21 protein-coding genes, 1 pseudogene and 1 riboswitch are annotated in these 23887 nt (G+C 64.1%); of the genes and pseudogenes, 20 read left to right on the top strand and 2 right to left on the bottom strand.

Going from position 1 to position 23887, the window contains the following annotated elements; all coding sequences use genetic code 11:
* The first annotated feature begins 4 nt into the window (after window positions 1-4).
* The 9 genes from priB (at window position 5) to ACRQ5J_RS22020 (ending at window position 5852) form a co-directional block, all read left to right on the top strand.
* On the top strand, window positions 5-310 hold the full coding sequence (priB, locus tag ACRQ5J_RS22060; protein WP_432383708.1) for a primosomal replication protein N: 306 nt from the start codon (window positions 5-7) through the stop codon (window positions 308-310).
* Between the two features lie 15 nt (window positions 311-325).
* Window positions 326-616: a 30S ribosomal protein S18 gene (gene rpsR / locus ACRQ5J_RS22055; protein WP_090176193.1), complete on the top strand. Its 291-nt coding sequence runs from the start codon at window positions 326-328 to the stop codon at window positions 614-616.
* 27 nt (window positions 617-643) lie between these two features.
* Window positions 644-1096: a 50S ribosomal protein L9 gene (rplI, locus tag ACRQ5J_RS22050; protein WP_432379806.1), complete on the top strand. Its 453-nt coding sequence runs from the start codon at window positions 644-646 to the stop codon at window positions 1094-1096.
* A 121-nt stretch (window positions 1097-1217) separates the two neighbouring features.
* On the top strand, window positions 1218-2603 hold the full coding sequence (locus ACRQ5J_RS22045; RefSeq protein ID WP_432379804.1) for a replicative DNA helicase: 1386 nt from the start codon (window positions 1218-1220) through the stop codon (window positions 2601-2603).
* A 62-nt stretch (window positions 2604-2665) separates the two neighbouring features.
* Window positions 2666-3292, top strand: a complete 627-nt coding sequence (locus ACRQ5J_RS22040) for a DUF47 domain-containing protein (protein ID WP_432379802.1) — start codon at window positions 2666-2668, stop codon at window positions 3290-3292.
* Window positions 3293-3312: 20 nt separating this feature from the next.
* Complete coding sequence (locus ACRQ5J_RS22035; RefSeq protein WP_432379800.1) at window positions 3313-4326, top strand: inorganic phosphate transporter; 1014 nt, start codon at window positions 3313-3315, stop codon at window positions 4324-4326.
* A gap of 38 nt (window positions 4327-4364) precedes the next feature.
* Entirely contained in the window at window positions 4365-4745 is a 381-nt protein-coding gene (locus ACRQ5J_RS22030) for a hypothetical protein (RefSeq protein WP_432379798.1), read from the top strand.
* Window positions 4746-4759: 14 nt separating this feature from the next.
* The gene (locus ACRQ5J_RS22025; RefSeq protein ID WP_432379797.1) at window positions 4760-5230 is read left to right on the top strand and encodes a GNAT family N-acetyltransferase; all 471 of its coding nucleotides are present in this window, start codon (window positions 4760-4762) and stop codon (window positions 5228-5230) included.
* Window positions 5231-5300: 70 nt separating this feature from the next.
* A complete protein-coding gene (locus tag ACRQ5J_RS22020) occupies window positions 5301-5852 on the top strand; it encodes a hypothetical protein (protein ID WP_432379795.1) in 552 nt (183 codons plus the stop codon).
* Here the strand turns inward: ACRQ5J_RS22020 and ACRQ5J_RS22015 are convergent.
* A complete protein-coding gene (locus ACRQ5J_RS22015) occupies window positions 5849-6745 on the bottom strand; it encodes an MBL fold metallo-hydrolase (protein WP_432379794.1) in 897 nt (298 codons plus the stop codon). The two genes, ACRQ5J_RS22020 and ACRQ5J_RS22015, sit on opposite strands and share 4 nt — an antisense overlap.
* A gap of 231 nt (window positions 6746-6976) precedes the next feature.
* Between ACRQ5J_RS22015 and ACRQ5J_RS22010 the strand changes: the two genes are divergently transcribed.
* The 10 genes and pseudogenes from ACRQ5J_RS22010 (at window position 6977) to ACRQ5J_RS21965 (ending at window position 22847) form a co-directional block, all read left to right on the top strand.
* A complete protein-coding gene (locus ACRQ5J_RS22010; RefSeq protein ID WP_432379792.1) occupies window positions 6977-8602 on the top strand; it encodes an HD domain-containing phosphohydrolase in 1626 nt (541 codons plus the stop codon).
* Window positions 8589-10847, top strand: a complete 2259-nt coding sequence (locus ACRQ5J_RS22005) for a CHASE2 domain-containing protein (RefSeq protein WP_432379791.1) — start codon at window positions 8589-8591, stop codon at window positions 10845-10847. The genes ACRQ5J_RS22010 and ACRQ5J_RS22005 overlap by 14 nt, the downstream gene beginning before the upstream one ends.
* 193 nt (window positions 10848-11040) lie before the next feature.
* Window positions 11041-12627 carry a ShlB/FhaC/HecB family hemolysin secretion/activation protein gene (locus tag ACRQ5J_RS22000; protein ID WP_432379790.1) on the top strand — a complete coding sequence of 529 codons (1587 nt, stop codon included), beginning with the start codon at window positions 11041-11043 and terminating at the stop codon, window positions 12625-12627.
* 15 nt (window positions 12628-12642) lie between these two features.
* Entirely contained in the window at window positions 12643-15594 is a 2952-nt protein-coding gene (locus ACRQ5J_RS21995) for a filamentous hemagglutinin N-terminal domain-containing protein (RefSeq protein ID WP_432379788.1), read from the top strand.
* Window positions 15595-15632: 38 nt separating this feature from the next.
* Window positions 15633-16229, top strand: a complete 597-nt coding sequence (locus ACRQ5J_RS21990) for a hypothetical protein (RefSeq protein ID WP_432379786.1) — start codon at window positions 15633-15635, stop codon at window positions 16227-16229.
* Window positions 16198-16935 carry a FecR family protein gene (locus ACRQ5J_RS21985; RefSeq protein WP_432379784.1) on the top strand — a complete coding sequence of 246 codons (738 nt, stop codon included), beginning with the start codon at window positions 16198-16200 and terminating at the stop codon, window positions 16933-16935. Before ACRQ5J_RS21990 ends, ACRQ5J_RS21985 begins: the two co-directional genes overlap by 32 nt.
* A gap of 67 nt (window positions 16936-17002) precedes the next feature.
* Window positions 17003-19238, top strand: a pseudogene (locus ACRQ5J_RS21980) (heavy metal translocating P-type ATPase).
* Window positions 19235-19621 (top strand): Cu(I)-responsive transcriptional regulator, encoded by a 387-nt coding sequence (gene cueR / locus ACRQ5J_RS21975; RefSeq protein WP_432379782.1) that lies wholly within the window; start codon window positions 19235-19237, stop codon window positions 19619-19621. Before ACRQ5J_RS21980 ends, cueR begins: the two are co-directional and overlap by 4 nt.
* 144 nt (window positions 19622-19765) lie before the next feature.
* Window positions 19766-19984, top strand: a riboswitch (cobalamin riboswitch).
* 127 nt (window positions 19985-20111) lie between these two features.
* Window positions 20112-22085: a TonB-dependent receptor gene (locus ACRQ5J_RS21970; protein ID WP_432379780.1), complete on the top strand. Its 1974-nt coding sequence runs from the start codon at window positions 20112-20114 to the stop codon at window positions 22083-22085.
* A gap of 39 nt (window positions 22086-22124) precedes the next feature.
* Window positions 22125-22847 (top strand): glutathione S-transferase, encoded by a 723-nt coding sequence (locus ACRQ5J_RS21965; protein WP_432379778.1) that lies wholly within the window; start codon window positions 22125-22127, stop codon window positions 22845-22847.
* Here ACRQ5J_RS21965 and ACRQ5J_RS21960 read toward each other — a convergent pair whose 3' ends face one another.
* Window positions 22848-23048 (bottom strand): heavy-metal-associated domain-containing protein, encoded by a 201-nt coding sequence (locus tag ACRQ5J_RS21960; protein ID WP_432379777.1) that lies wholly within the window; start codon window positions 23046-23048, stop codon window positions 22848-22850.
* A 77-nt stretch (window positions 23049-23125) separates the two neighbouring features.
* Between ACRQ5J_RS21960 and ACRQ5J_RS21955 the strand changes: the two genes are divergently transcribed.
* Window positions 23126-23881: a DUF4349 domain-containing protein gene (locus ACRQ5J_RS21955; protein ID WP_432379776.1), complete on the top strand. Its 756-nt coding sequence runs from the start codon at window positions 23126-23128 to the stop codon at window positions 23879-23881.
* Window positions 23882-23887: the final 6 nt, after the last annotated feature.

Genomic DNA, 23887 nt, shown 5'->3' with positions numbered 1-23887 from the left:
CGCGCTGAACCAGCTCCAGTTCATCGCCCTCATCGCCGAGCGGGACGCAATCCGTTACACCCCGGCCGGCATGCCGATCGTCAACGCTGTACTCCAGCACCGGTCGCAGCAGATGGAGGCGGGCATTGCCCGGTTGACCGAGTTTGAAGTGTCCGCAGTGGCTGCGGGCGAACTTTCAGGCCGGTTCAGCCAGCTGCCACTGGCAGGCATGTACCAGTTCTCCGGTTTCCTCAGCAAGAAAAGCCGCAATAGCAAAAGCCTGGTGTTTCACATCATTGATTTTAGTGCTGTCCCCGACAGCTCAATTTAAATACAGGAGCCTAAAATGGCATTCGGTAAAAAGTTCGACAAAAACAAGCTCAAGCTGAAAGAAAAGCGCAAGCAACAAAACCCACTGTTCAAGCGTAAGAAGTTCTGCCGCTTCACCGCCGCTGGCGTGGAACAAGTGGACTACAAAGACGTAGACACCCTGAAAGACTTCGTCCAGGAAAACGGCAAAATCATGCCAGCACGTCTGACCGGCACCAAAGCTCACTACCAGCGTCAAGTTGACACCGCGATCAAACGCGCCCGTTACCTGGCCCTGCTGCCGTACACCGATCTGCACAACGCCTAATCGCGGCAGAGAAACTGGAGAAGAACTATGCAAATCATTCTGTTGGAAAAAGTTGTCAACCTGGGCAACCTGGGTGAAGTCGTTAAAGTTAAAGACGGCTACGCACGTAACTTCCTGATCCCGCAAAAAATGGCCCGCCGCGCTACCGCCGCCGCCATCGAGGAATTCGAAGCCAAGCGCGCCGAACTGGAAAAAGCCGCAGCCGCCAAACTGGCCGCCGCCCAAGCCCAGGGCGAAAAACTGAACGGCATGACCGTGACCGTATCGCAGAAAGCCGGCGTTGATGGCCGTCTGTTCGGTTCGGTAACCAACTTCGACATTGCCGAAGCCCTGACCAAAGCAGGTTTCGCTGTTGAAAAAGCTGCTGTGCGCCTGCCAACCGGTCCGCTGAAGACCACTGGCGAGTTCCCAGTCAGCGTTGCGCTGCACACCGACGTGATCGCAGAAGTAACCGTTGCTGTTGTGGGCGAAGCCGCCTAAGACTAGACCGGGCGGCAACGCCTGTCTGGTACGCAACACCCTAGAAAAAAGCCGGGCTGAGCCCCGGCTTTTTTCTCGTCATAATTTTGTAATACTGCACAAGCAGGTATAATTCGTCGCCATGAACGCCCCCTCCGATCCGCAAGTCGAGTCGCTCCGCGTCCCGCCGCATTCCATCGAAGCAGAACAGTCCGTCATCGGCGGCCTGCTGCGCGATAACTCGGCGTTCGACCGTATTGCCGACATGATGCAGCCGGAAGACTTCTACCGCTACGATCACCGCATCATCTTCGAGCAGATCGTGCGCATGATTAACGCCTCCAAGCCGGCCGACGTGATCACCGTCTTCGAGAACCTGACCCAGCTGGGCAAGGCCGACGACGTCGGCGGCCTGACCTACCTGAACGCGATGGCGCAGAACACGCCGTCGGCCGCCAACATCCGCCGTTACGCCGAGATCGTGCGCGACCGCTCGGTGCTGCGCCAGCTGATCACCGTGGCCGACGATATCTCGGGCCAGGCGTTCAGCCCGCAGGGCAAGGAAACCAAGGAAATCCTCGACGAGGCCGAGTCGCGCATCTTCGCCATCGCCGAGCAGGGCGCGCGCGGCGCCGCCGGCTGGCTGGCGGTGCAGCCGCTGCTGACCCAGGTGGTCGAGCGCATCGACGAGCTGTACTCGCGCGACAACCAGTCCGAGATCACCGGCGTGCCGACCGGCTTCATCGACCTCGACCGCATGACCTCGGGCTTGCAGGGCGGCGATCTGGTCATCGTGGCTGGCCGTCCGTCGATGGGTAAAACGGCATTTTCGGTCAACATCGGCGAAAACGTCGCCATCGAAGCCGGCCTGCCCGTCGCCATCTTCTCGATGGAGATGGGCGGCGCGCAGCTGGCGATGCGTATGCTCGGTTCGGTCGGCCAGCTCGACCAGCACCGCCTGCGCACCGGCCGCCTGAACGACGAGGACTGGCCGCGCCTGACGCACGCGATCCAGAAGATGAACGACGCCCAGGTGTTCATCGACGAGACGCCGGCGCTGAACCCGATCGAGATGCGCGCCCGCGCGCGCCGCCTGGCGCGCCAGTGCGGCAAGCTGGGCCTGATCATCGTCGACTACCTGCAGCTGATGCAGGGTTCCAAGGCCGGCGACAACCGCGCCTCCGAGATTTCCGAAATCTCGCGTTCGCTCAAGGGCCTGGCCAAGGAGCTGGGCTGCCCGGTGATCGCGCTGTCGCAGCTGAACCGCTCGCTGGAGCAACGCCCCAACAAACGTCCCGTCATGTCCGACCTGCGCGAATCCGGCGCTATCGAGCAGGATGCGGACGTCATCATCTTCCTGTACCGCGACGAGGTGTACAACGCCGACTCGCCGGACAAGGGAACCGCTGAAATCATCATCGGTAAGCAGCGTAACGGTCCAATTGGCGCGGTGCGCCTGACCTGGATCGGCGCCTACACCAAGTTCGGCAATTACTCTGGTAGTTTGGGTATTTACCAGGGCGACTAATCTTGACGCCGGCCCGGCACGACCGGACTGGCGATCTGCAGTAGTAATAAACGGAGAAAAATATGTTTGGACGTTTGATGCCCACCGAGGGCAAATTCTTTGACCTGTTCAATCAGCATGCTGAACTGTGCGTCAAGGGGGCAAAAGAAATGGTGGGCCTGATGTCGAATTTCGATGACCTGGAAAACCGCGTGCACGCGATCGAGAGCATCGAGAAGCAGGCCGACAAGATCACTTACCAGACCGTCGACCTGCTGCACAAAACCTTCATCACGCCGATCGACCGCGACGACATCCACAAGCTGATCACGCGCCAGGACGACATCCTCGACCTGCTGGAGGACGCCGCCCAGACCGTCTCGCTGTACGACCTGCACTCGGTCACGCCGGAAGCCAAGCGGCTCGCCGAGCTGGTGCTGGCCTGCGCCGAGAAGGTGAAAGAAGCGGTCGGCATGCTGCACAATATGGACAATTCGCGCCAGATCGTCGCCGTGTGCGAAGAGATCGACCGCCTCGAATCGGACGCCGACCACGTGATGCGCGCCGCCATGTCCAAGCTGTTCCGCGACGAGCCGGACGTGCGCAACCTGATCAAGCTGAAGGCCATCTACGAAATCCTGGAAACTGTGACCGACCGTTGCGAAGATGTGGCCAACATCATCGAAGGCATCATCGTCGAAAATGCTTGATTACAGAAGACTGACCTGACATGCAAACCCTACAAATCAGTATCTACGTGCTGGGCATGCTGATCGCCCTGGCGCTGATATTTGACTTCATGAACGGCTTCCACGACGCCGCCAACGCCATCGCCACCGTGGTTTCGACCGGCGTGCTGAAGCCGCAGACGGCCGTTGCCATGGCGGCGCTGTTCAACTTTGTCGCCATCTTCGTGTTCCACCAGCTGACCGTGGCCGCCACGGTTGGCAAGGGCACCATCGATCCCGGCGTGGTGGACCAGTACGTCATTTTCGGCGCGCTGGTCGGCGCCATCGTCTGGAACGTGTTTACCTGGTACTACGGCATTCCGTCGTCGTCGTCGCACGCGCTGATCGGCGGCCTGGTTGGCGCCGCGGTGGCCAAGTCGGGCACCGGCGCGCTGATCTCGGCCGGCCTGATCAAGACCGTGCTGTTCATCGTGCTGTCGCCGCTGCTGGGCTTCGTGTTCGGCTCGATCATGATGCTGCTGGTGTCGTGGATCTTCGTGCGCTCGACGCCGCGCCGGGTCGACAAGTGGTTCCGCCGCCTGCAACTGTTCTCGGCTGCCTCGTACAGCCTCGGCCACGGCGGCAACGACGCCCAGAAAACCATCGGCATCATCTGGATGCTGCTGATCGCCGCCGGCTATTCGAGCGCCGGCGAGGCCGAGCCGCCGCTGTGGGTGATCGTCTCGTGCTACACGGCGATCTCGTTCGGCACGCTGTTCGGCGGCTGGCGCATCGTCAAGACCATGGGCCAGAAGATCACCAAGCTGAAACCGGTGGGCGGCTTCTGCGCCGAGACCGGCGGCGCCATCACGCTGTTCACCGCGACCGCGCTGGGCGTGCCGGTATCGACCACCCACACCATCACCGGCGCCATCGTCGGCGTCGGCTCGGCGCAGAAGATGTCGGCGGTGCGCTGGGGCGTGGCCGGCAACATCGTCTGGGCCTGGATCTTCACGATCCCCGCCTCGGCCTTCGTGGCCGCGATCGCCTGGTGGATCGGCCACCACATCATGTGACAAAGGGAGCTTCGGCTCCCTTTTTTATTGGAACGACAATGACGTTTATCGATTTTGCGCATTTGAAGCAGTTGGCCGACGCATCGGCGGCGGTCAGCCTGCCGTGCAACTGCGCCGACGCCGCGATGCTGGGCTGGCAACCGTTGCCGATGACCCTGGAGCTGGAGCAGCTCAACGAGGTCGGCACGCTGGTTGAAGACCCTTACGAGGAGCCGGCCTTTGCCGAATACCACCCCGACGGCACCCGCTACGAGAGCGCCGAGGCGCCGATCGCCCCGCGCTACTATCCGTACAACCAGTGCCTGGTGGTGCGCTGCGTCAAGTGCGGGCGCCACTACCTGCGCTACAACGAAGCCGGCGGCTACTTCACCGAACTGCGCATCCGCGCGCTGCGGCCGCAGTTGCTGGTCGACGCCTAACGGGCTGTGCAATAATGCGCCGCGTGACGACCGCGCCTTTACAGCTCAGCAAGGAAGATCCCGCCGCCGCCGATTCGGTGTGGCTGATGGACGAGTTATCGAGCGCGCTTGAAGCCATTACCGGCGACAGCGGCAAGGCCTCGTTCGACGCGGCTGACGCGGCCGGTGCGGCGGGATGCTTCGTGGTGGCGCGCGACGCCGGCGGCAAAGCGGTCGGCTGCGGCGCATTGCGCCCGCTACAACCTGGCGTGGCCGAGATCAAGCGCATGTATGCGCGCCATGGCACCAGCGGCGTCGGCAGCGCGGTGCTGCGCTTCCTGGAGTCAGAGGCGGCCGCGCTCGGCTATCAGGCGGTGTGGCTGGAAACCCGGCTGGTCAACCGCCGCGCGGTGGATTTCTACGCGGCGCGCGGCTACACGCGCATCGCCAACTACGGCAAATACATCGGCAACCCGCTCGCGGTTTGTTTCGAGAAACAGCTGTAAGTATGGTCTTACAAGGCGCTGCGCCATGCGCCGCTACCGTGCGGGAGCGCCGGCGGGCACAATACTGTCCATGAAAATCATCGATCAACGTTATCTGGACAGCGACAATCGCTATTCGACCCAACCGTGCCTGCTCAGTATTCTGGAGCTGGAGCCGGTGCAACCTGAACTCGCGGCGCAGGCGCAGGAGCGCCTGTACGCCGCACTGCCTGGCTTGCGCCGCCTGCGCGGCCTGGTGGGCAAGCGCGCCGACGCCGACGCCGTGCCGCCGCTGGTGGCGCTGGTGCAGCAAACCGCCATCGAGCTGCGTCGCCTGGCGCTCAATGAAGTCACCGTCGGCTTCGTCGGCGTGGTGCCGCGCATGAAGGGCCGCTATCGCCTGGTGCTGCCGTACAGCGCGAAAAGCGCCGCTGCGCCGGCGCTGGCCATGGCCACGCAACTGGTGGACGCCATGCTGGCCGGCCGCTCGTTCAACGTCAAGGCCGGCCTGGCGCGCCTGCGCGCGCTGGCCGACCGCCGCCGCAAGCCGCGCGCCAACCTGATGCAGACCGCCCGCACCATCCTGATGTCGGTCCGCAAACCCTTTCTGGCGCCGTCCATGGCAGCCGTCCCCGCGCGCTAAGGCAGCCGGACTTCCAATCCCTCGTACGCCAGGAATACCTGCAGCCCGCCCAGGCGTGGTGCATGGCGCGCCATGACGTCGGCGAACACCGCTTCCAGTTCATCATCGCTGCGCGTCGGTTCGTGATGGGTGCAGTACAGCGCCCGCGCGCCGGTGCGCAAGGCCAGCGCCACGGCGCTGTCGAAGGTGCCGTGGCCCCAGCCCTGCTTGGCCGGGTATTCCTCGCGCGTGTAGGAACAGTCGACGATCAGCGCGTCGACGCCGCGCGCCGTGGCTTCGATGGCGGCGTCGCGTTCGGCGATCCAGGCTGCATACGCCGCATGCTCGGGATGGCCGGGCGGGTGGATGTTGTAGTGCGGCTCATGGTCGCCGGTGAAGAACAGCGAACTGCCGTTGCACTCGACGCGGTAGCCAAGGTCTATCACCGGATGGTTCATCACCACATTGCTGACGGTGGCGTCGCCGACCGTGACCGGCACATCGACTTCCAGCGTCTGGTATTCGATGGTGGCGTCCATCTGCGTTTCGCTGACCGGGAAATAGCTGTTTTGCAGCTGCACCCCCATCACATGCTCGATGCCGTTGCCGCTGGAAGGATCGGTCACGCCATGCAGGCGCACGCGGCTGTCGCGGATGAACAGCGGCGAAAAGAACGGCAGGCCGTGGATATGGTCCCAGTGGCTGTGCGTGATGAAGATGTTGGCGTGGATCGGCTTGGTCTTATTCTGCAACAGCGACTGCGCCAGCGCGAACAGGCCGGTGCCGCCGTCGATGATGATCAGGGTGTCGTCGTCGGTGCGCACTTCGATGCAGGTGGTATTGCCGCCGTAGCGCGCGGTGCGCGGGCCGGGGGACGGGATGGAGCCGCGTACTCCCCAAAATTTAAATTTCATAAAGCAATCCCTGTTGTGCTTTTTATTTTGCTATTCGCTATGTGGTGTTGCCGCATTACCTACAACTGATGATAGCTTTTTTTCCACCGGCGGCGACTGGCCGCTGCAAAAACAGCGTTCCTTTCATTTCCTCATGTACAACAGCTTGCGCTGAAGCTACACTCTGTCTATGCTGCGCCGCGCGCAGGCGCCGTTGCGTCTTGTCCTGAACAGGTATTGAAACACATAACCATGCACGAGTTGAGCCAAACGCAAATCGCCGAACGGCTGGATCAGCTGACCGAACTCAGTGTGTTGCTGGGCAGCTCGCACGACACCGATTCGCTGCTGGAGCGCATCCTGGTGCTGGCCAAGCGCATGACCAATGCCGACGGCGGCACGCTGTACCGTCCCAGCGACGACCAGCGGCGGCTGAATTTCCACATCCTCATCAATGACACCCTGCAGATCCACCAGGGTGGCTCGGGCGGCCAGCCGGTGACGGCCGGCGCCGTGCCGCTGTACCACGACGGCGGCGAGCAAAACCTGGCGGCGGTGGCGGCCTATGTGGCGCACCTGGGCCGTTCGGTGAATATCGAGGACGCCTACCAGGCCGGCGACTTCAATTTTTCCGGCATGGTCGAGTTCGACCGGCTGCACAACTACCACTCGCAATCGTTCCTGACGGTGCCGATGAGCGACCACGAGGGCGAACTGGTCGGTGTGCTGCAACTGATCAATTCCAAGGACGCCGCGACCGGCGCGGTGCGCGCCTTCAGCCGCACCGACCAGCGTTTCATCGAAGCGCTGGCGGCGCAGGCGGCGGTGGCGCTGACGCACCAGCGCCTGATCGCCCAGCTGGAAGAGCTGCTGGAAGCGCTGGTCAACCTGATTAACATCGGCATCGACGAGAAGTCGCCGTACACCGGCCGCCACTGCCAGTTCGTGCCGGAGCTGACCATGATGCTGGCCGAAGCCGTGCACGACACCGACAGCGGTCCGCTGGCCAGCTTCCGCATGAGCGACGCCGACCGCAAGGAGCTGTGGCTGGCCGGCCTGCTGCACGATTGCGGCAAGATCACCACGCCGGTGCACGTGGTCGACAAGGCCACCAAGCTGGAAACCATTTTCGACCGCATCGCCATGGTCGACACCCGTTTCGAGGTGCTGCTGCGCGACGCCGAGATCGCCGCGCTCAGGCGCAAGCTGGCGCCCGGCGCCGACCACGCGGCGATCGACGCCGAGCTGGCCCGGCAGCAGGCAACGCTGCGCGCCGAGCGCGAGTTCATCCGCTTTGCCAACATCGGCGGCGAGAGCATGCCGGCGGCCGACCAGGCGCGCGTGCGCCAGATCGGCAAGCGCCGCTGGGTCGGGCCGGACGGCGCCGAGCAGGATTTCCTCAGCGCCGATGAATTGCTCAACCTGACCATCAAGTTCGGCACGCTGACCGAGGCCGAGCGCAAGCAGATCAACAACCACATCGCGGTGACCATCAAGATGCTGGAGGCGCTGCCGTGGCCCAGGCACCTGAAGAACGTGCCCGAGTACGCCGGCGGCCACCACGAGCGCATGGACGGCAAGGGCTATCCGCGCGGCCTGACCGGCGCGCAGATGTCGGTGCCGGCGCGGGTGATGGCGATCGCCGACATCTTCGAGGCGCTGACCGCGCGCGACCGGCCGTACAAGAAGGGCAAGATGCTGTCGGAATCGCTGCGCATCCTCGGCAACTTCGCGCTGAACGGCCACATCGATCCGGACCTGTTCGACATCTTCATCCGCAACCGGATCTATCTGGACTTCGCGCGGCGCAATATGGACGAGCGGCAGATCGACCCGATCGACGAGTCGCAGATCCCGGGATACCGTGCGGGCGCTTAACAAGTACGGCGCGCGCTGGGCCGCCGGCCTGCTGCTGACCGCGCTCGCGCTGCTGCACGTGGCGGGGCAGTTGCGCATCGATCCGGTCAGCCGCATGGACACCTTCCTCGCCGACCTGCGCATGCGCCTGCAAAAGCCGGCGCCCGATCCGCGCATCGTCATTGTCGACATCGATGAAACGAGCATCGCCGAAGTCGGCCACTTTCCGTGGAACCGCAAGATCGTCGCCCGGCTGGTCACCCGGCTGACCGACGACTACAGCGTGGCGGCGGCCGGCTTCGACATTGTGTTTCCCGAAGCCGACAATAGTTCCGGCTATGACGTGCTGAGCGCGCTGGCCGGCGACCAGCTGAAGGACGTGCGCGGCTTCCGCGAGCGGGTCGACGCGCTCCAGCAGGCGATGGATTATGACGGCCTGCTGGCCGCTGCGCTGCGCCAGCAGCCGGTGGTGCTGGGCTATAACATCGCCGACGGCCAGCGCAAGGGCAAGCTGCCGGCGCCGTTCTTCACCAGCGACACGCTGAACGGCCGCACGCTGCCGGCGGTCGCCGCGCGCGGCTACCTGGCCAACCTGGCGCGCCTGCAGGACGCGGCGGCCGGCGGCGGCATCTTCACCGCCACGCCGGACCCGGACGGCATCCTGCGCCACTCGGCGCTGCTGATGCGCATCGGCGACGGGTTCTATCCGACGCTGTCGCTGGCGACCGCAGCGGTGGCCTTGCAGGCGCGCGCCGTCACGCCGGCGTTCGGCAAGGCGGTGGACCGGATGTCGGCCAGCGAGCGCGCCAATGGCGGGCTGGACGAGCTGCTGATGTTCATCGGCCAGCAAAAAGCACCGCTGCGCATCCCGGTCGGCGAGAACCTCACCGCGCTGATCGAGTACCGCGGCGCCGGCGGGCCGAACGGCGGCGCCTTCCCGTACGTGTCGGCGGCCGACGTGCTGGCCGGCCGCGTGCCCAAGGCGGTGCTGGCCGACCGCATCGTCCTGGTCGGCACCACCGCGCCCGGCCTGCTGGACTTGCGGCCAACGCCGGTCAACAGCGCCTATCCGGGCGTGGAAGTGCACGCCAACATGATCAAGTCCATCCTCGACGAACGCTTCAAGGTGCGTCCCGATTATGCCGACGGCGTCGAAGCGATCCAGGTGCTGCTGGCCGGCGGCGTGCTGGCGATCGCGCTGGCGGTGCTGGCGCCGCTGCCGTCGATGCTGCTGGCGACGGCGACGGCGGGCGCCGTGATCGGCTTCAACTACTGGGCCTATAGCGAACTGGACTGGGTGCTGCGGATGGCGATGACGCTGCTGCTGATCGGCGCCGTGTTCGTGTTCAACCTGGCCTGGGGCTACTTCTTCGAGGTGCGCCGCAATCGCGGGCTGGTGTCGCGCTTTGGCGAATACGTGGCGCCGGAACTGGTGGCGCGCATGGCCGAGAATCCGGGACAGTACAATATGGAAGGCGAAAGCCGCGAGCTGACCGTGATGTTTGTCGACGTGCGCGGCTTCACCGGCATTTCGGAAGGGCTGACGCCGAAGCAGCTGCGCGAATACATCAACCTGTACCTGACGGCGATGTCGGAAGACATCCGCAGCGCCCACCAGGGCACGCTGGACAAATACATCGGCGACGCAGTCATGGCGTTCTGGGGCGCGCCGGTGCACTTCGACGACCATGCCAGCCGCGGCGTGGCCACCGCGCTGCGCATGCAGCACAGCGCGCGCCGGCTGAACCAGGACTTCATTGCGCGCGGCTGGCCGGCGCTGAACATCGGCATCGGCCTGAACTCAGGCCTGATGCACGTCGGCGACATGGGTTCCAACATCCGCCGCGCCTACACGGTGATGGGCGACGCGGTCAACCTGGCGTCGCGGCTGGAGGGCGTGACCAAGGTGTACGACGTCGGCATCGCCGTCGGCGAAGCCACGTGCGCGGCGGCGCCGGAGTTCTGCTACCGCGAGCTGGACCGCGTGCGCGTCAAAGGCAAGCAGGCGCCGGTGGCGATCTTCGAGCCGGTCGGGCTGGCGCACGAGATCGACGCCGGCACGCGGCAGGAGCTGGCGCGCTGGCACGCGGCGCTGGCTGCCGTGCGCGCCCAGCGCTGGGACGAGGCCGAGTCGCTGCTGGCCGGGTTGCAGCAGTCGGCGCCGCAGCGCGGCCTGTACCGGCTGTACGCCGCGCGCGTGGCCCACTATCGCCAGCATCCGCCGGGCGCGGAGTGGGATGGCGTGACGAGTTTTGACAGCAAATAGTGGAGACGCTAGCAAATCGACATCTTAGTGGCCAAGCCGACAAACACTATTGCTAGTCAGTCCAGACACAAATCCAACACTTAAGTTCTCAAAAGCAAGATGGTCCGCGCGGGGCGGTGTTGCCGTGCTAGCATCGGCAATAGTTACTGCGGGAACTACAAACAGGCGACGTTCTCGCCACATCCATATAACCATGAGTCAACAACTGCGAAATACCCTGAAGCGCGTGCTTGCAGGTTCCCTTCTTGCCGCCTCGGCCGCCTCGGCCTGGGGCGCGGACGACGGTGTCGTCCGCTTTGAAATCACGCGCTTCGACGTCCAGGGCAACACGCTGCTGCCGCAGTCGCAAGTGGCGGCGCTGCTGGCGCCGCATGCGGGCCAGCAGCGCGACTTCGGCGACGTGCAGCGCGCGCTGGAGGCGCTGGAGGCCGCTTACCACCAGCGTGGCTACAACGTGGTCATCGTCGAATTGCCGGAGCAGGAGCTGAACGGCGGCGTCGTCACGCTGCGCGTGGTGGAAAGCAAAGTCGGCCGCGTCAGCGTCCGCAACAACCAATATTTTGACGAGGCCAATATCCGCCGCAGCCTGCCGGCCTTGCAGGAGGGCCGCTCGCCCGACCTGAAGGCGGTGTCGGCCAACCTGAAGCAGGCCAACGAGAATCCGTCCCGGCAGGTGACGATGAAGTTGCGCGCCGGCGAACGCGACGACGAAGTCGACGCGCTGCTGGAAGTCAAGGACGAGTCGCCGTGGAAAGTCATCGGCAACGTCGACAACACCGGCACCGACGCCAGCGGCAAGACGCATGTGGGCGTGCTGCTGCAAAACGCCAACCTGTTCAACCGCGACCACATCGCCACGCTGCAATACACCACCTCGGCCGAGGAGCCGGGGCGCGTCAAGGTGTATGGCGCCGGCTACCACGTTCCGCTGTACGCGTCGGGCGACTCGCTGGACTTCTACGCCAGCTATTCCAACGTCGACTCCGGCACCATCAATGCCGGCCTGTTCAACCTGGCCGTCAGCGGCAAGGGCGCGGTGTACGGCGCGCGCTACAACCAGGCACTGGCCAAACGGGGCGAGCTCGACGCGCGCCTGTCGTATGGCATCGACGTCAAGGCCTTCAAGAACAGTGTGCTGCTCGACGGCACGGAGCTGGGCAATGACGTGACGGTGCACCCGCTCAGCATCGGCTATCAGGCCAGCATGCCGATCAGCAGCGGCGAGGCCGGCTGGCAACTGACGCTGCTGCGCAATCTTCCCGGCGGCTCCAACGGCGGCCACGATGCCTTCGCGCTGGCGCGCGCACACGCCAGAACCGCTTACACCATCCTGCGCTTCGGCGGCAGCGTCACCCGTGCAGTCGGGGGCGACTGGCAGTTGCGCGCCATCGTCAACGGCCAGTACACGCGCGATGCGCTGATTCCCGGCGAGCAGTTCGGCGCCGGCGGCGCCACCTCGGTGCGAGGTTTCCTCGAACGGGAAGTGGCCAACGATTCCGGCCTGAACCTCAACCTGGAAGCCTACACGCCCAACCTGTGCCCGCGCGACGGCTGGAATTGCCGCCTGCTGGGCTTTTACGACAGCGCCTATGTCAACCGCAACAAGGCGCTGCCGGGCGAAGTGGACAGCACCACCATCGCCAGCGCCGGCGTCGGCGCGCGCTTTGTGCTGTCGACCAATGTGAACCTGCAACTGGACTATGGCCATGTGACCAAGGCCGGCGCCACCACCCGCGCCGACGCCAACCGCCTGCATGTGCGGCTGGGCCTCGCCTATTGATTGAAGAGAACGCAAATGAAACCGCAAACCCCGTTTAACTTGCGCCGCAACGCGCTGGCCGTGGTGGTGGCCGCCGCTTTCGGCGCCGCCCAGGCCGCACCGGTGTCGCCCACCGTAGTGCACGGCACGGCGACCTTCAACCAGCAGGGCAGCCTGTACACGATCACCAACACGCCCAACACCATCATCGACTGGCGCAGCTTCTCGGTCGCGCCGGGCGAGATCACCCGCTTCATCCAGCAAAGCGCGGACAGCAAGGTGCTGAACCGCATCACCGGCCAGGACCCGAGCCAGATCCTCGGCTCGCTGCAATCGAACGGCAAGGTATTCCTGATTAATCCGAACGGCGTGGTCTTCGGCGCCGGCGCGCGCGTCGACGTCGGCGGCCTGGTGGCGTCCAGCCTCAACATCTCCAACGCCGATTTCCTGGCGGGCAAGCACAACTTCAGCGGCGACAGCAGCGCGGGCAAGGTCAGCAACCAAGGCGCGATCACCACGCCGGCCGGCGGCCAGATCTTCCTGATCGCGCCGGCGGTGGAAAACAGCGGCATCATTTCATCACCGAACGGCGACGTGGTGCTGGCGGCCGGCAAGAGCGTGCAGTTGTTCGACTCGGCCGATCCGAATGTACAGGTGGTGGTGTCGGCGCCGTCCGACCAGGCGCTCAACCTCGGCAGCATAGTCGCGCAGGGCGGCCGCGTGGGCGTGTTCGGCGCGCTGGTCAACCAGCGCGGCGTCATCAACGCCAACAGCGCGGTGCGCGGCGAGAACGGCAAGATCGTGCTCAAGGCCAGCGGCACCACGCTGGTCGAGGCGGGCAGCAGCACCACCGCCACCGGCAGCAATCTGAACACGGGGGGCGACATCGTGCTGCTTGGCGCCCAGGTCGGCTTGACGGGCAACGCGCTGGTCGACGCCAGCGGCGAGACAGGCGGCGGCAAGGTGCTGGTCGGCGGCGACTATCAGGGTAAGAACACCGCTGTGCGCAACGCCGATGCGACCTACGTTGGCAAGGATGTGGTGATCAGCGCGGACGCCACGCGGCAGGGCAACGGCGGCACCGTGGTGGTATGGAGCCAGGACGCGACGCGCATGCACGGCACGCTGTCGGCACGCGGCGGCGCGGCTGGCGGCGACGGCGGCCTGGTGGAAACCTCGGCCAATCATCTCGACGTTGCCGGCGCGCGCGTCAATACCAGCGCCGCCAGGGGCAAGACCGGCAACTGGCTGCTGGACCCTTATGACATCAGGATCACCACCGTGAACAACTCCGTCACGCTGGATGACGTGGATGACTTTTCCAAGCCGCCTGATAGCGGCGAAACCTTGATCGATGCCGGGCTGTTGTCGGGGGCGACCACCGGCATTATTCTGCAAGCCAAGAACGATATTTTCTTCGATGCCGCTGTCAACAATGCAAATAACGGCGTTAGCCTGACCGCGCAGGCCGGCCATGACATCAATGTGAATGCACCGCTGCTGATGAGAGGTGCGGTGACGTTGATCGCCAATGACTTCGCCAGCGGTACCGCTGATGGCTCCGGCGTAATCAATATCCTCAGCCAGAATGGCAATACCGCGCTCGGCACCAATGGCGGCTTACTGACGCTGAACGCGTACAAGATTAACGTCGATGGCCGCATTGACCTTGGTGACGGCAGCCTTGACGCGCGGGCGAGCGCGCTTGGCGGCGCATTTACCGTGGGGCAGACCGGCAGTGTGGTCACCAGCCGAACCGGGAACGGATTGATTGCGATTGTCGCGGACAATATCGATCTGAACGGCGGCGCCGGTAGTGTCGGGAGTGGCGCGGCGGGCGGTTCGGATACGGTGTCGTTATCGGCGTATCAAGGTCCCCGTGAAATCAGACTGGGGGACAGCAGTCCGACTAACGTGTTGGCCTTGACGCAGAGCGACCTCGACGCCATCGGTGCAGGTACGCTGCTGATCGGTCATAGCGGCTCGGGCAACATCAGCACCAGTGGGCCAGTGGCCGTCACCGGTGTGGCCGATCTGCGGCTGGAAAGTCACGGCACAATCAAGTTGAACCATGATTTCACTGCGGGTGATTCTCTTTTGCTGCGTAGTGTTGGCGCGCTCAGTGGCACCGGCGTGATTACCGCCGCCAATCTGATGGCGCAGGGCAGTTCGGTCACATTGCAGGGCGCGAACGTGGTCGATACGGTGCAGGGTTCTGCCGCCAGCGGCAATTTCAGTTTCACGACCCGGGATCAGATGACGATCGGCGGCACTGGAATCAGTGCGGCCAATGGCAATACGATGCTGACTTCCGGCGACGGCATTTTCCAGGATGTTAACGCCGCAATCGTCACCAAGACCTTGACCCTCGATGCCGCTGGACAGGTGAGCCTGAATGCTTGGGACAATCGGGTAAATACCTTGAGTGCTGCGAATTTGGCTGCGATTTCGTTTAACAACAACGATGCGATTACGCTGGACGACGTTGTCCTCAATGGTAGCGGTGCGGATCCTTTCATCAGCATTCGCGCTGGCGATATCACGGTGGCTGGCGCTTTGAACGCCGGCACCAATCAGGTGTCGCTTGTCGGGGGCAGTATCAGCGGCACTGGATTGATTACTGCTGGTAATCTGGTGATGCGGGCCGCCGGCGGTATTGGCACCAACGGCCGTGCCCTGACGACCAAGGTGTCCAGCCTGTCGGCTGTGAATGTCGGCGGTGTCAATGACACTTCGGCTATCAATATCTCCAACACCAATAATGGCGTGTCGATGCTGGAGGTGAACGACGTTACGCAGGATGGCGGTAGCGGGTTCATTAAAATCGACAATACTGGCGGCATGACGGTTGCAGGTGTGGTATCGACCAGCACCGGCAATATCACGTTGCAAACGCATAGCCCGCTTCAGATTGACGGTACAGTGCATTCCGACAGCGGCAATATTACGTTGACGGCGGGGAGGCCTACGATGTCAGTAACTCGGTGACGGTTGCGTCGTCAGGCCTGGTCACGACTGGAGGGCACGTGACTGTGCTGGCCACCAGCTATAACCAGAATGGGACGGTGACGGCAACCAATGGCGTAACCACCACGCTGACGCCAGCACCGACGCCAACGCCAACGCCAACGCCAACACCAACACCAACACCAACACCAACGCCGACGCCGACGCCAACGCCAACGCCAACGCCAACGCCAACGCCAACGCCAACACCGACACCGACACCGACGCCGGTGCCGGTGCCGGTGCCCACACCGGTGCCTACGCCTGTGCCGACGCCTGTGCCCACCCCGACGCCGACGCCTGTGCCGACACCTGTTCCAACGCCAGTGCCGACACCATCGGCGGACATCTGCACCATCGCGCCGAACTCCGCGCTGTGTCAGGTATTGTCGCCGCCGACCGCGGCGGAGCCGGTCAAGCCGGTGCAGCAGGCGACCAACCAGGTCGTCACCACGCTGGCTTCGGGCGCTGGCGAGAGCAAGGGCGGCGGGGCAGGTAACAGCGCCACCTCGACCACGCCAGGCGACGACGAGACGTCTGACAAATCCGCAGGCCCCGCAGCCAGCGACAAGACCGGAAAACAAAATGACGCAACCAAAAAAATGTACTGCAATTAAAGCCTGGCTGGCGCTGATGTTGTTCTGGCTGGCCGGTGCAAGCCTGGCCGCCCAGGTCGCCGGTACCGTCGTCCAGCTCAGCGGTCCGCTGATGGCCCAAAAAGCCGATGGCGCCGTACGCATCCTGTCCAAGCGTTCCGAAGTGGAAAGCGGCGACACGCTGATCACCGAGAAAAACACCTACGCCATGGTGAAGTTCATCGACAACAGCGAAATCACGCTCAAGCCATCGACCACCTTCAAGGTCGATAACTTTTCCTACGACGCCGATAAACCGGACGGCGACAAGGCCTCTTTCAATCTGCTCAAAGGCGGCCTGCGCTCGGTGACCGGGCTGCTGGGCAAGCGTAACAAGGAAAAGTTCGAGATGAAGACGCCGAGTGCCACCATCGGCATTCGCGGCACCACCTTCATTGCCGAGTGGGTACAACCACTGGTGACGCCGGCGCCGCCCAACAGCCAGCCGCCCGGCCTGTATGTGCAGGTGACTGACGGCAGCATCAATCTGAGCAACCAGGGCGGCTCCCAGCTATTCGGTGTGGGACAGTTCGGCTATGTGCCGAGCGCGCTGGCGCCGCCCGTGATCGTGCCGCAGAATCCCGGCATCCAGTTCACGCCGCCGCCGGCATTCAATAGCAGCACCGGGCCGGCGAACAGCGCTGGCGCGCCGCAACAGCCCGAAGCTGTCGATTGCATCGTCCGCTAAAAAAACCTTGACCTTCCAATCGTGGGATACTTGATGCTGCAAGTGTAGAAACAGCATTAGGTGTCCCATGAATCAGCTAGCGATCAAAATTGAAGGCATGAGCTGCGCCTCCTGCGTCGGCAGGGTGGAGCGGGTACTGGCGGCCGTGCACTGGCGTCGATAAAGTCAGTGTCAACCTGGCAACCGAGATGGCGCGGGTGGAGTCGGCCGAGCCGGTCGATTTCGCCGCGTTGGCGAAGGTGATCGACAAGGCAGGCTATCAGGCCTCGCTGCCTGCGCCTGAGCCGGGCGCGCCGCACGCCCCCGCGGCCGTCGATCCACAGGGCGCCGGGGGCCAATCGTCCGCATCGCACGTAACAAAGCCCGCGCTGATGCCAACTGGCGGCGCGGCGGTGCTGCTGGCCGCGCTGTTCTCCTTGCCCTTGCTGCTGCCGATGCTGCTGGAACTGGCCGGCATCCACTGGATGCTGGACGGCCGCCTGCAATGGCTGCTCGCCACGCCGGTGCAGTTCTGGCTGGGCGCGCGCTTCTACCGCGCCGGCTGGCTTGCCGCGCGCGCGCGCAGCGGCAATATGGACTTGCTGGTGGCGCTCGGCACCAGCGCCGCGTATGGCCTCAGCGTCTACCTGCTGCTGGCCGGCGGCGACCTGCCGCACCTGTATTTTGAAGCATCGTCGGTGGTCATTACGCTGGTCTTGCTGGGCAAGTGGCTGGAGGCGCGCGCCAAGCGCCAGACGGCGGCCGCGATCCGCGCGCTGCAAACGCTGCGGCCGGAATCGGCGCGCGTGCGGCGCGGCGGCGTGGATATCGACGTGGCGATCAATGAAGTGCGCGTGAACGACATCATCGTCGTGCGTCCCGGCGAACGTATCGCCGCCGATGGCGTGATTACAGTGGGCGCGAGCCATGTCGACGAAGCGCTGATCACCGGCGAGAGCCTGCCCGTGGCGCGCCATGCCGGCGAGCGGGTGACCGGCGGCGCGATCAACGGCGAAGGCCTGCTGCTGGTGCGCGTGGCGGCCATCGGCGCCGAGAGCACGCTGTCGCGCATCATTCGGCTGGTGGAGGACGCGCAGGCGGCCAAGGCGCCGGTGCAGCATCTGGTCGACCGCGTGAGTGCGGTGTTCGTGCCGGTGGTGCTGGTGCTGGCGCTGTTGACCTTTGCCGTCTGGTGGCTGGTGGGCGGCGACGCCGAACAGGCCATCATCAACGCGGTGGCGGTGCTGGTGATTGCCTGTCCATGCGCGCTGGGACTGGCCACGCCGGCCGCCATCATGGCCGGCACCGGTGTCGCCGCGCGCCATGGGATTCTGATCAAGGACGCTGAAGCGCTGGAACTGGCGCACCGCATCACCACCGTGGCTTTCGATAAAACCGGCACGCTGACCGAAGGGCAGCCATCGCTGGCGGTGCTGGCCGCCGTACCGGGCGGCGACGAAACGCGGCTGCTGCAACTGGCCGCCGCCGTGCAGCGCGGCAGCGAGCATGCGCTGGCACGCGCCGTGCAGCAGGCTGCGGAAGCGCGCGGGGCGGCGCTGACATCGGCGCCGGCCGCAGTCAGCGCCTTGCCGGGGCGAGGCGTGGCGGCGACGGTGGACGGCGTGCGCCTGCTGCTCGGCAGCACGCGCCTGATGCGCGAGCAGGGCGTCTCGCTGCAGGCGCTGTCGGCGCGCGCCGAGGAGCTGGAGCGCGCCGGCCACACCATTTCCTGGCTGGCCGACGATGGCGCGCATCAGCTGCTTGGCCTGTTGGCTTTCGGCGATCGGATCAAGCCGCAGGCGCAAGCCGCCATTGCGTCGCTGCACGCGATGGGCATCAAGACTGTCCTGCTCACCGGCGACAACCAGGGCAGCGCGGACGCGGTAGGCAGGCAACTCGGCGTGCAGCGCGTGGTGGCCAATATGCTGCCGGCGGACAAAGCCGGCGCCATCGCCGGCTTGAAAGGCGAGGGCGCCACTGTCGCCATGGTGGGCGACGGCATCAACGACGCGCCGGCGCTGGCGGCGGCCGATGTCGGCATCGCCATGTCCAGCGGCACCGACGTCGCCATGCACGCCGCCGGCGTAACGCTGATGCGCGGCGATCCGGCGCTGGTGGCGGCGGCGATTTCGATCTCGCGCCGCAGCTACAGCAAAATTCGCCAGAACCTGTTCTGGGCCTTTATCTACAATCTGATCGGCATTCCGCTGGCGGCCCTCGGCCTGCTCAACCCCATGGTGGCTGGTGGCGCGATGGCTCTCAGCTCGGTCAGCGTCATCAGCAACGCGCTGCTGCTGCGGCGCTGGAAACCGGAGGGCAAATGAATATTGGTGAAGCGGCCAAGGCGTCCGGCATCTCGGCCAAGATGATCCGCTACTACGAAAGCATCGACCTGATTCCAGCGGGGCGGCGCACCGATGCCGGCTACCGCGTCTACGGCGAGAACGACCTGCACACGCTGCGCTTCGTCAAGCGCGCGCGCCTGCTGGGCTTCTCGCTGGAGCAGATCCGCGACCTGCTGTCGCTGTGGCAGAACAAGGCGCGCGCCAGCGCCGACGTCAAAACCATCGCCATGGGCCACGTGGCGGAACTGAACCAGCGCATCGCCGAACTGACCGACATGCGCGACACGCTGCAAACCCTGGCCAGCTGCTGCTACGGCGACCATCGCCCGGACTGCCCCATCCTGCAAAACCTCGCCGATTGACCCGCCGCAAAATCGGTGTGCCCGGAATGCGCGATATTGCGATATTCGCGCAAGCGCTGAGCATGCTAGGGGCGGGGATGGTGCTGACGTTCAGCTGCTTCGGTGTGATGCGACGCCAACGCTTTGCAAACGTGAAGAAGTACGTATAATCCTGTCAAGTATGGTGCTCGCGCGTTTTTCTGAATGCGTAGTTAAACGGGAAACAGGAAGCCTTCGTTGGTGAACCTGTGCTGCCCCCGCAACGGTCAACAAGCGTCGTCTCGCGACGACAATCCGCCTCTCTACACCACTGTGCTTTTTGCATGGGAAGGTCAGGCGGATTCGCTTGCCAGCCCGGATACCGGCCAGACAGGTGGAGACGTCCAGGCGTCTCTGTTCAATCCGCTCACGGGGAGGTGAGGGGATTGCGCTACTCATTCAACCATTCATGATAAGTAAATCCATCGCCGTAATGATTGCGGTATTGCCGCTTGCCGTCCATGCAGACCCCGTGGACACCACGATTGAAGTACGAGGCCATTACGATAACGGCGTCGGCACCTCCAGCGCCGCCAGCCAGGGCGCGGTGACGGCGGACCTGATCGCCAATCGCCCGGCCCTGCGTCCGGGCGAGTTGCTGGAATTCGTGCCCGGCGTGATCGTCACCCAGCATAGCGGCGACGGCAAGGCCAATCAGTACTTCCTGCGCGGCTTCAACCTCGATCATGGCACCGACTTCGCCACCTTCGTCGACGGCATGCCGATTAATATGCGCAGCCACGCCCACGGCCAGGGCTATACCGACTTGAACTTCCTGATCCCCGAACTGGTGGACCGCATCAACTACAAGAAAGGGCCGTACTACGCCGACGAAGGCGATTTCGCCTCGGCCGGCGCGGCGCATATGACGCTGGCGAACAGGCTGCGCGACAACACCGCCAGCGTGAGCGTCGGCGAAAACGACTATCTACGCGCCGTCGTTACCGGCTCGACGCCGCTTGGCGCGGGAAGTCTGGTGTATGGCGCTGAGCTGGGCCACAACAACGGCCCTTGGGTGACGCCGGAAGCCTTCCACAAGAATATCGGCGTGCTGCGTTATACGCAGGGTGCGAGCGACCAGCAATTCAGCGTGACCGGCATGTTCTACAAGGGCGCCTGGCACGCGAGCAATCAGATTCCGCTGCGCGCGGTGCGGGAAGGAGCGCTGGACGAATTCGGCGCGGTCGACCCGAGCGATGGCGGCGACACCTCGCGTTACAGTGTCTCCGCCACCATGCGCAAGCGCTCCAGCGACGCGCTGCTGCAGGCGAACGCCTATCTTGTGCAATCGAGCCTGACGCTGTTCAACAACTTCACTTACTTCCTCGACGATCCGGTCAACGGCGACCAGTCGCGCCAGCACGAGAAGCGCCGCATGGGCGGCTTCGATGTGGCGCAGACGTGGTTCAGCCACTGGGGCGGGCTCGATGTCAGCAACAAGGTTGGCGTGCAGGGCCGCTATGATTATTTGTCGCCGCTGTCGCTGTATGCGACGCGCAACCAGCAGCCGCTGCGCGCCATCTCGGAGTCGCGCGTGAAGCAGGGCAGCGTGGGAGCGTATCTGGAAAACACCGTGCAGTGGCGCGATTGGCTGCGCACCACGGCAGGCCTGCGTTATGACCGCTACCGCTTTGATGTCGACAGCGATATCGCCGAGAACTCGGGCAAGGTCAGCGCCGGCACCACGTCGCCGAAACTGTCGGTGGTGCTGGGGCCTTGGGCCAGGACCGAATTCTTCGTCAATTACGGTGAGGGTTTCCACAGCAATGATGCGCGTGGCACCACCGTGCACCTGACGCCGAAGGAGCGCGAACCTATCGATCCGGTGACGCCGCTGGTGAAAACGCGCGGCGCCGAGATCGGCGCGCGCACCGAGTTCCTGCCCGGCCTGCAAAGCTCCGTCGCGCTGTGGAAGCTGCGCTCGGATTCGGAGCTGGTGTTTTCCGGCGATGCCGGCGACACCTCGCCGAGCCGTGGCAGCTATCGCTCCGGCATCGAGTGGAACAACCACTACATCGCCAATTCGTGGCTGCTATTCGACCTCGATCTCGCGTATTCGCGCGGGCACTATACCGAGCACGATGAGGCGGGCGATCATATCCCCGGCGCGATCGGCAAGGTCGCGTCGTTCGGCGCCACCATTACCGATCTTGGCCCGTGGTCGGCGGCGTTCCAGATGCGTTACTTCGGACCTCGTCCGCTGATCGAGGATAACAGCCGGCGTTCGGCCACCACCGCGATTGCGTATGCGCGCGTGGGCTACAAGTTCAATCGTCGCTGGTCGGCGCAGCTGGATGCCTTCAATCTGTTCGATCGCCGCGTCAGCGACGTGGATTATTACTATGCCTCGCGCCTGCCGGGCGAGGCGGCAGAGGGCGTGGAGGATGTGCATTACCATCCGGCCGAACGGCGCACTTTCCGCCTGACGGTCAAGGCGACGTTCTAACGCGCTACGGTGATGAGGCGAGGGTGCTACCATCGTCTCATGACGACTCCATACCAACTCTATTACTGGGACGGCTTGCAGGGCCGCGGTGAATTTGTCCGGCTGGCGCTGGAAGAGGCGGGAGCGCCTTATGTGGACGTGGCGCGGCACAAGGGCGGCATGCCGAAGCTGAAAGCCAGCCTCGATGGCGACAAGGTCGATCATCCGTCATTCGCGCCGCCGGCGCTGCTGGCGGGCGATATGCTGATCGGGCAGACCACCAATATCCTGATGTTTCTGGGGGCGAAGCACGGACTGGCGCCACGCTCGCAGCAGGGCCGCTTGTGGGCCAATCAGCTGCAACTGACGATCGCCGATATCGTCGCCGAGGCGCACGACACGCACCATCCTGTTTCCACCAATTTGTATTACGAAGACCAGAAGAAGGAAGCGAAGGCGCGCGCCAGGGACTTCCGCGAGCAGCGCATTCCCAAATTCCTGGATTATTTTGAAGGCGTCATCCAGCGCAACCGGGCGCGCGGCGGCTACGCGGTAGGCGCACGGCTGTCGTATGTGGACCTGTCGCTATTCCAGCTGATCGAAGGCTTGCGCTACGCCTTCCCGAAAACCATGGCGCGCCTCGAACCATCCTGCCCCGGCCTGATCGCGCTGCGTGACAAAGTGGCGGCGCGTCCCAATATCGCCGCCTACCTGAATTCCAAACGCCGCATCCCGTTCAACGAAAGCGGCATTTTCCGCCGCTATCCCGAGCTTGATGGTTAGTCAGGCTGCGCTGGTGACTGGATAGCCGGCATCGGCGATGGCCGATTTCAGCGGGGCCAGTGGGGTGGCGCTGTTGATTTTGACCGATTTGCTGGCCAGGTCGACTTCCACCTGGGCTGCCGCGTCGACTTCCTGTACCGCCTGCGTGACTGCGCGCACGCAATGGCCGCAGGTCATGTTTTCCACTTGAAGCTCATACATCATGTTCTCCCGAACAGTTTCGATACCCTATACTGTAAGGCTTCCAGCCATGGGAAGGTCAAGCTGATTTTATGATGATGAGATTCTTTACCCTGTTAGTCGTTTTGTTGCTGAGCGCTTGCGGCCGCTCCGGCGAGGCGCCGTCGTCCACGCCCGCCGCCGAGGCGCGCGATAAGTTTCTGGCTTATGAGCATACAATCGCCATCGACGCCGAGGAAGGTAACGTCAGGCCGCTGTTGAGCAAGCTGGTGGCCGCTTGCGCGGCGGACCGCGACAATCACTGCGCCGTGCTGAATTCCTCGGTCGAGGGTGGCCGGTTTGAAGGCGCGAGTCTGCGCCTGCGCGCGAAGACGGCGGGTGTCAACAAGCTGCTGGCGCTGGCGGCATCGGGCGGCGAGCTGGCGCGGCAGGAAACGCGCGTGGAAGACCTGGCGCGTCCGGTGGCCGACAACGCCAAGCGGCTGGACATGCTGCGCGCCTATCAGCAGAAACTGCGTGACCTTGAACGCCGTCCGGGCCTGGATGCCGATGCGCTGATCAAGCTGTCCAGGGAGCTGGCCAGCGTACAGGCCGACCTGGAGGAGGCCACCGGCCAGAATACGCATCTGATGACCCGCATTAATCTGGATATCCTGAATGTGCAGATCCAGTCGCGCGACCGGCAATCATTCTGGACGCCGATCGCACGCGCCTTCGGCGAGTTCAAGCGCAATCTGTCCAGCGGCATCGCCAGCACCGTCACCGGCGTGGCGTACCTGCTGCCCTGGCTGCTGGTGCTATCGCTGTGCTGGTGGCTCGGCCGCAAACTGTGGCGGCGGGTATTCAGGAAATGACCGGCA

The sequence above is a fragment of the Duganella sp. P38 genome, from assembly GCF_050859475.1.
Classification (GTDB): Bacteria; Pseudomonadota; Gammaproteobacteria; order Burkholderiales; family Burkholderiaceae_D; genus Rugamonas.
This window is presented reverse-complemented; position numbering and strand designations above follow the sequence as displayed.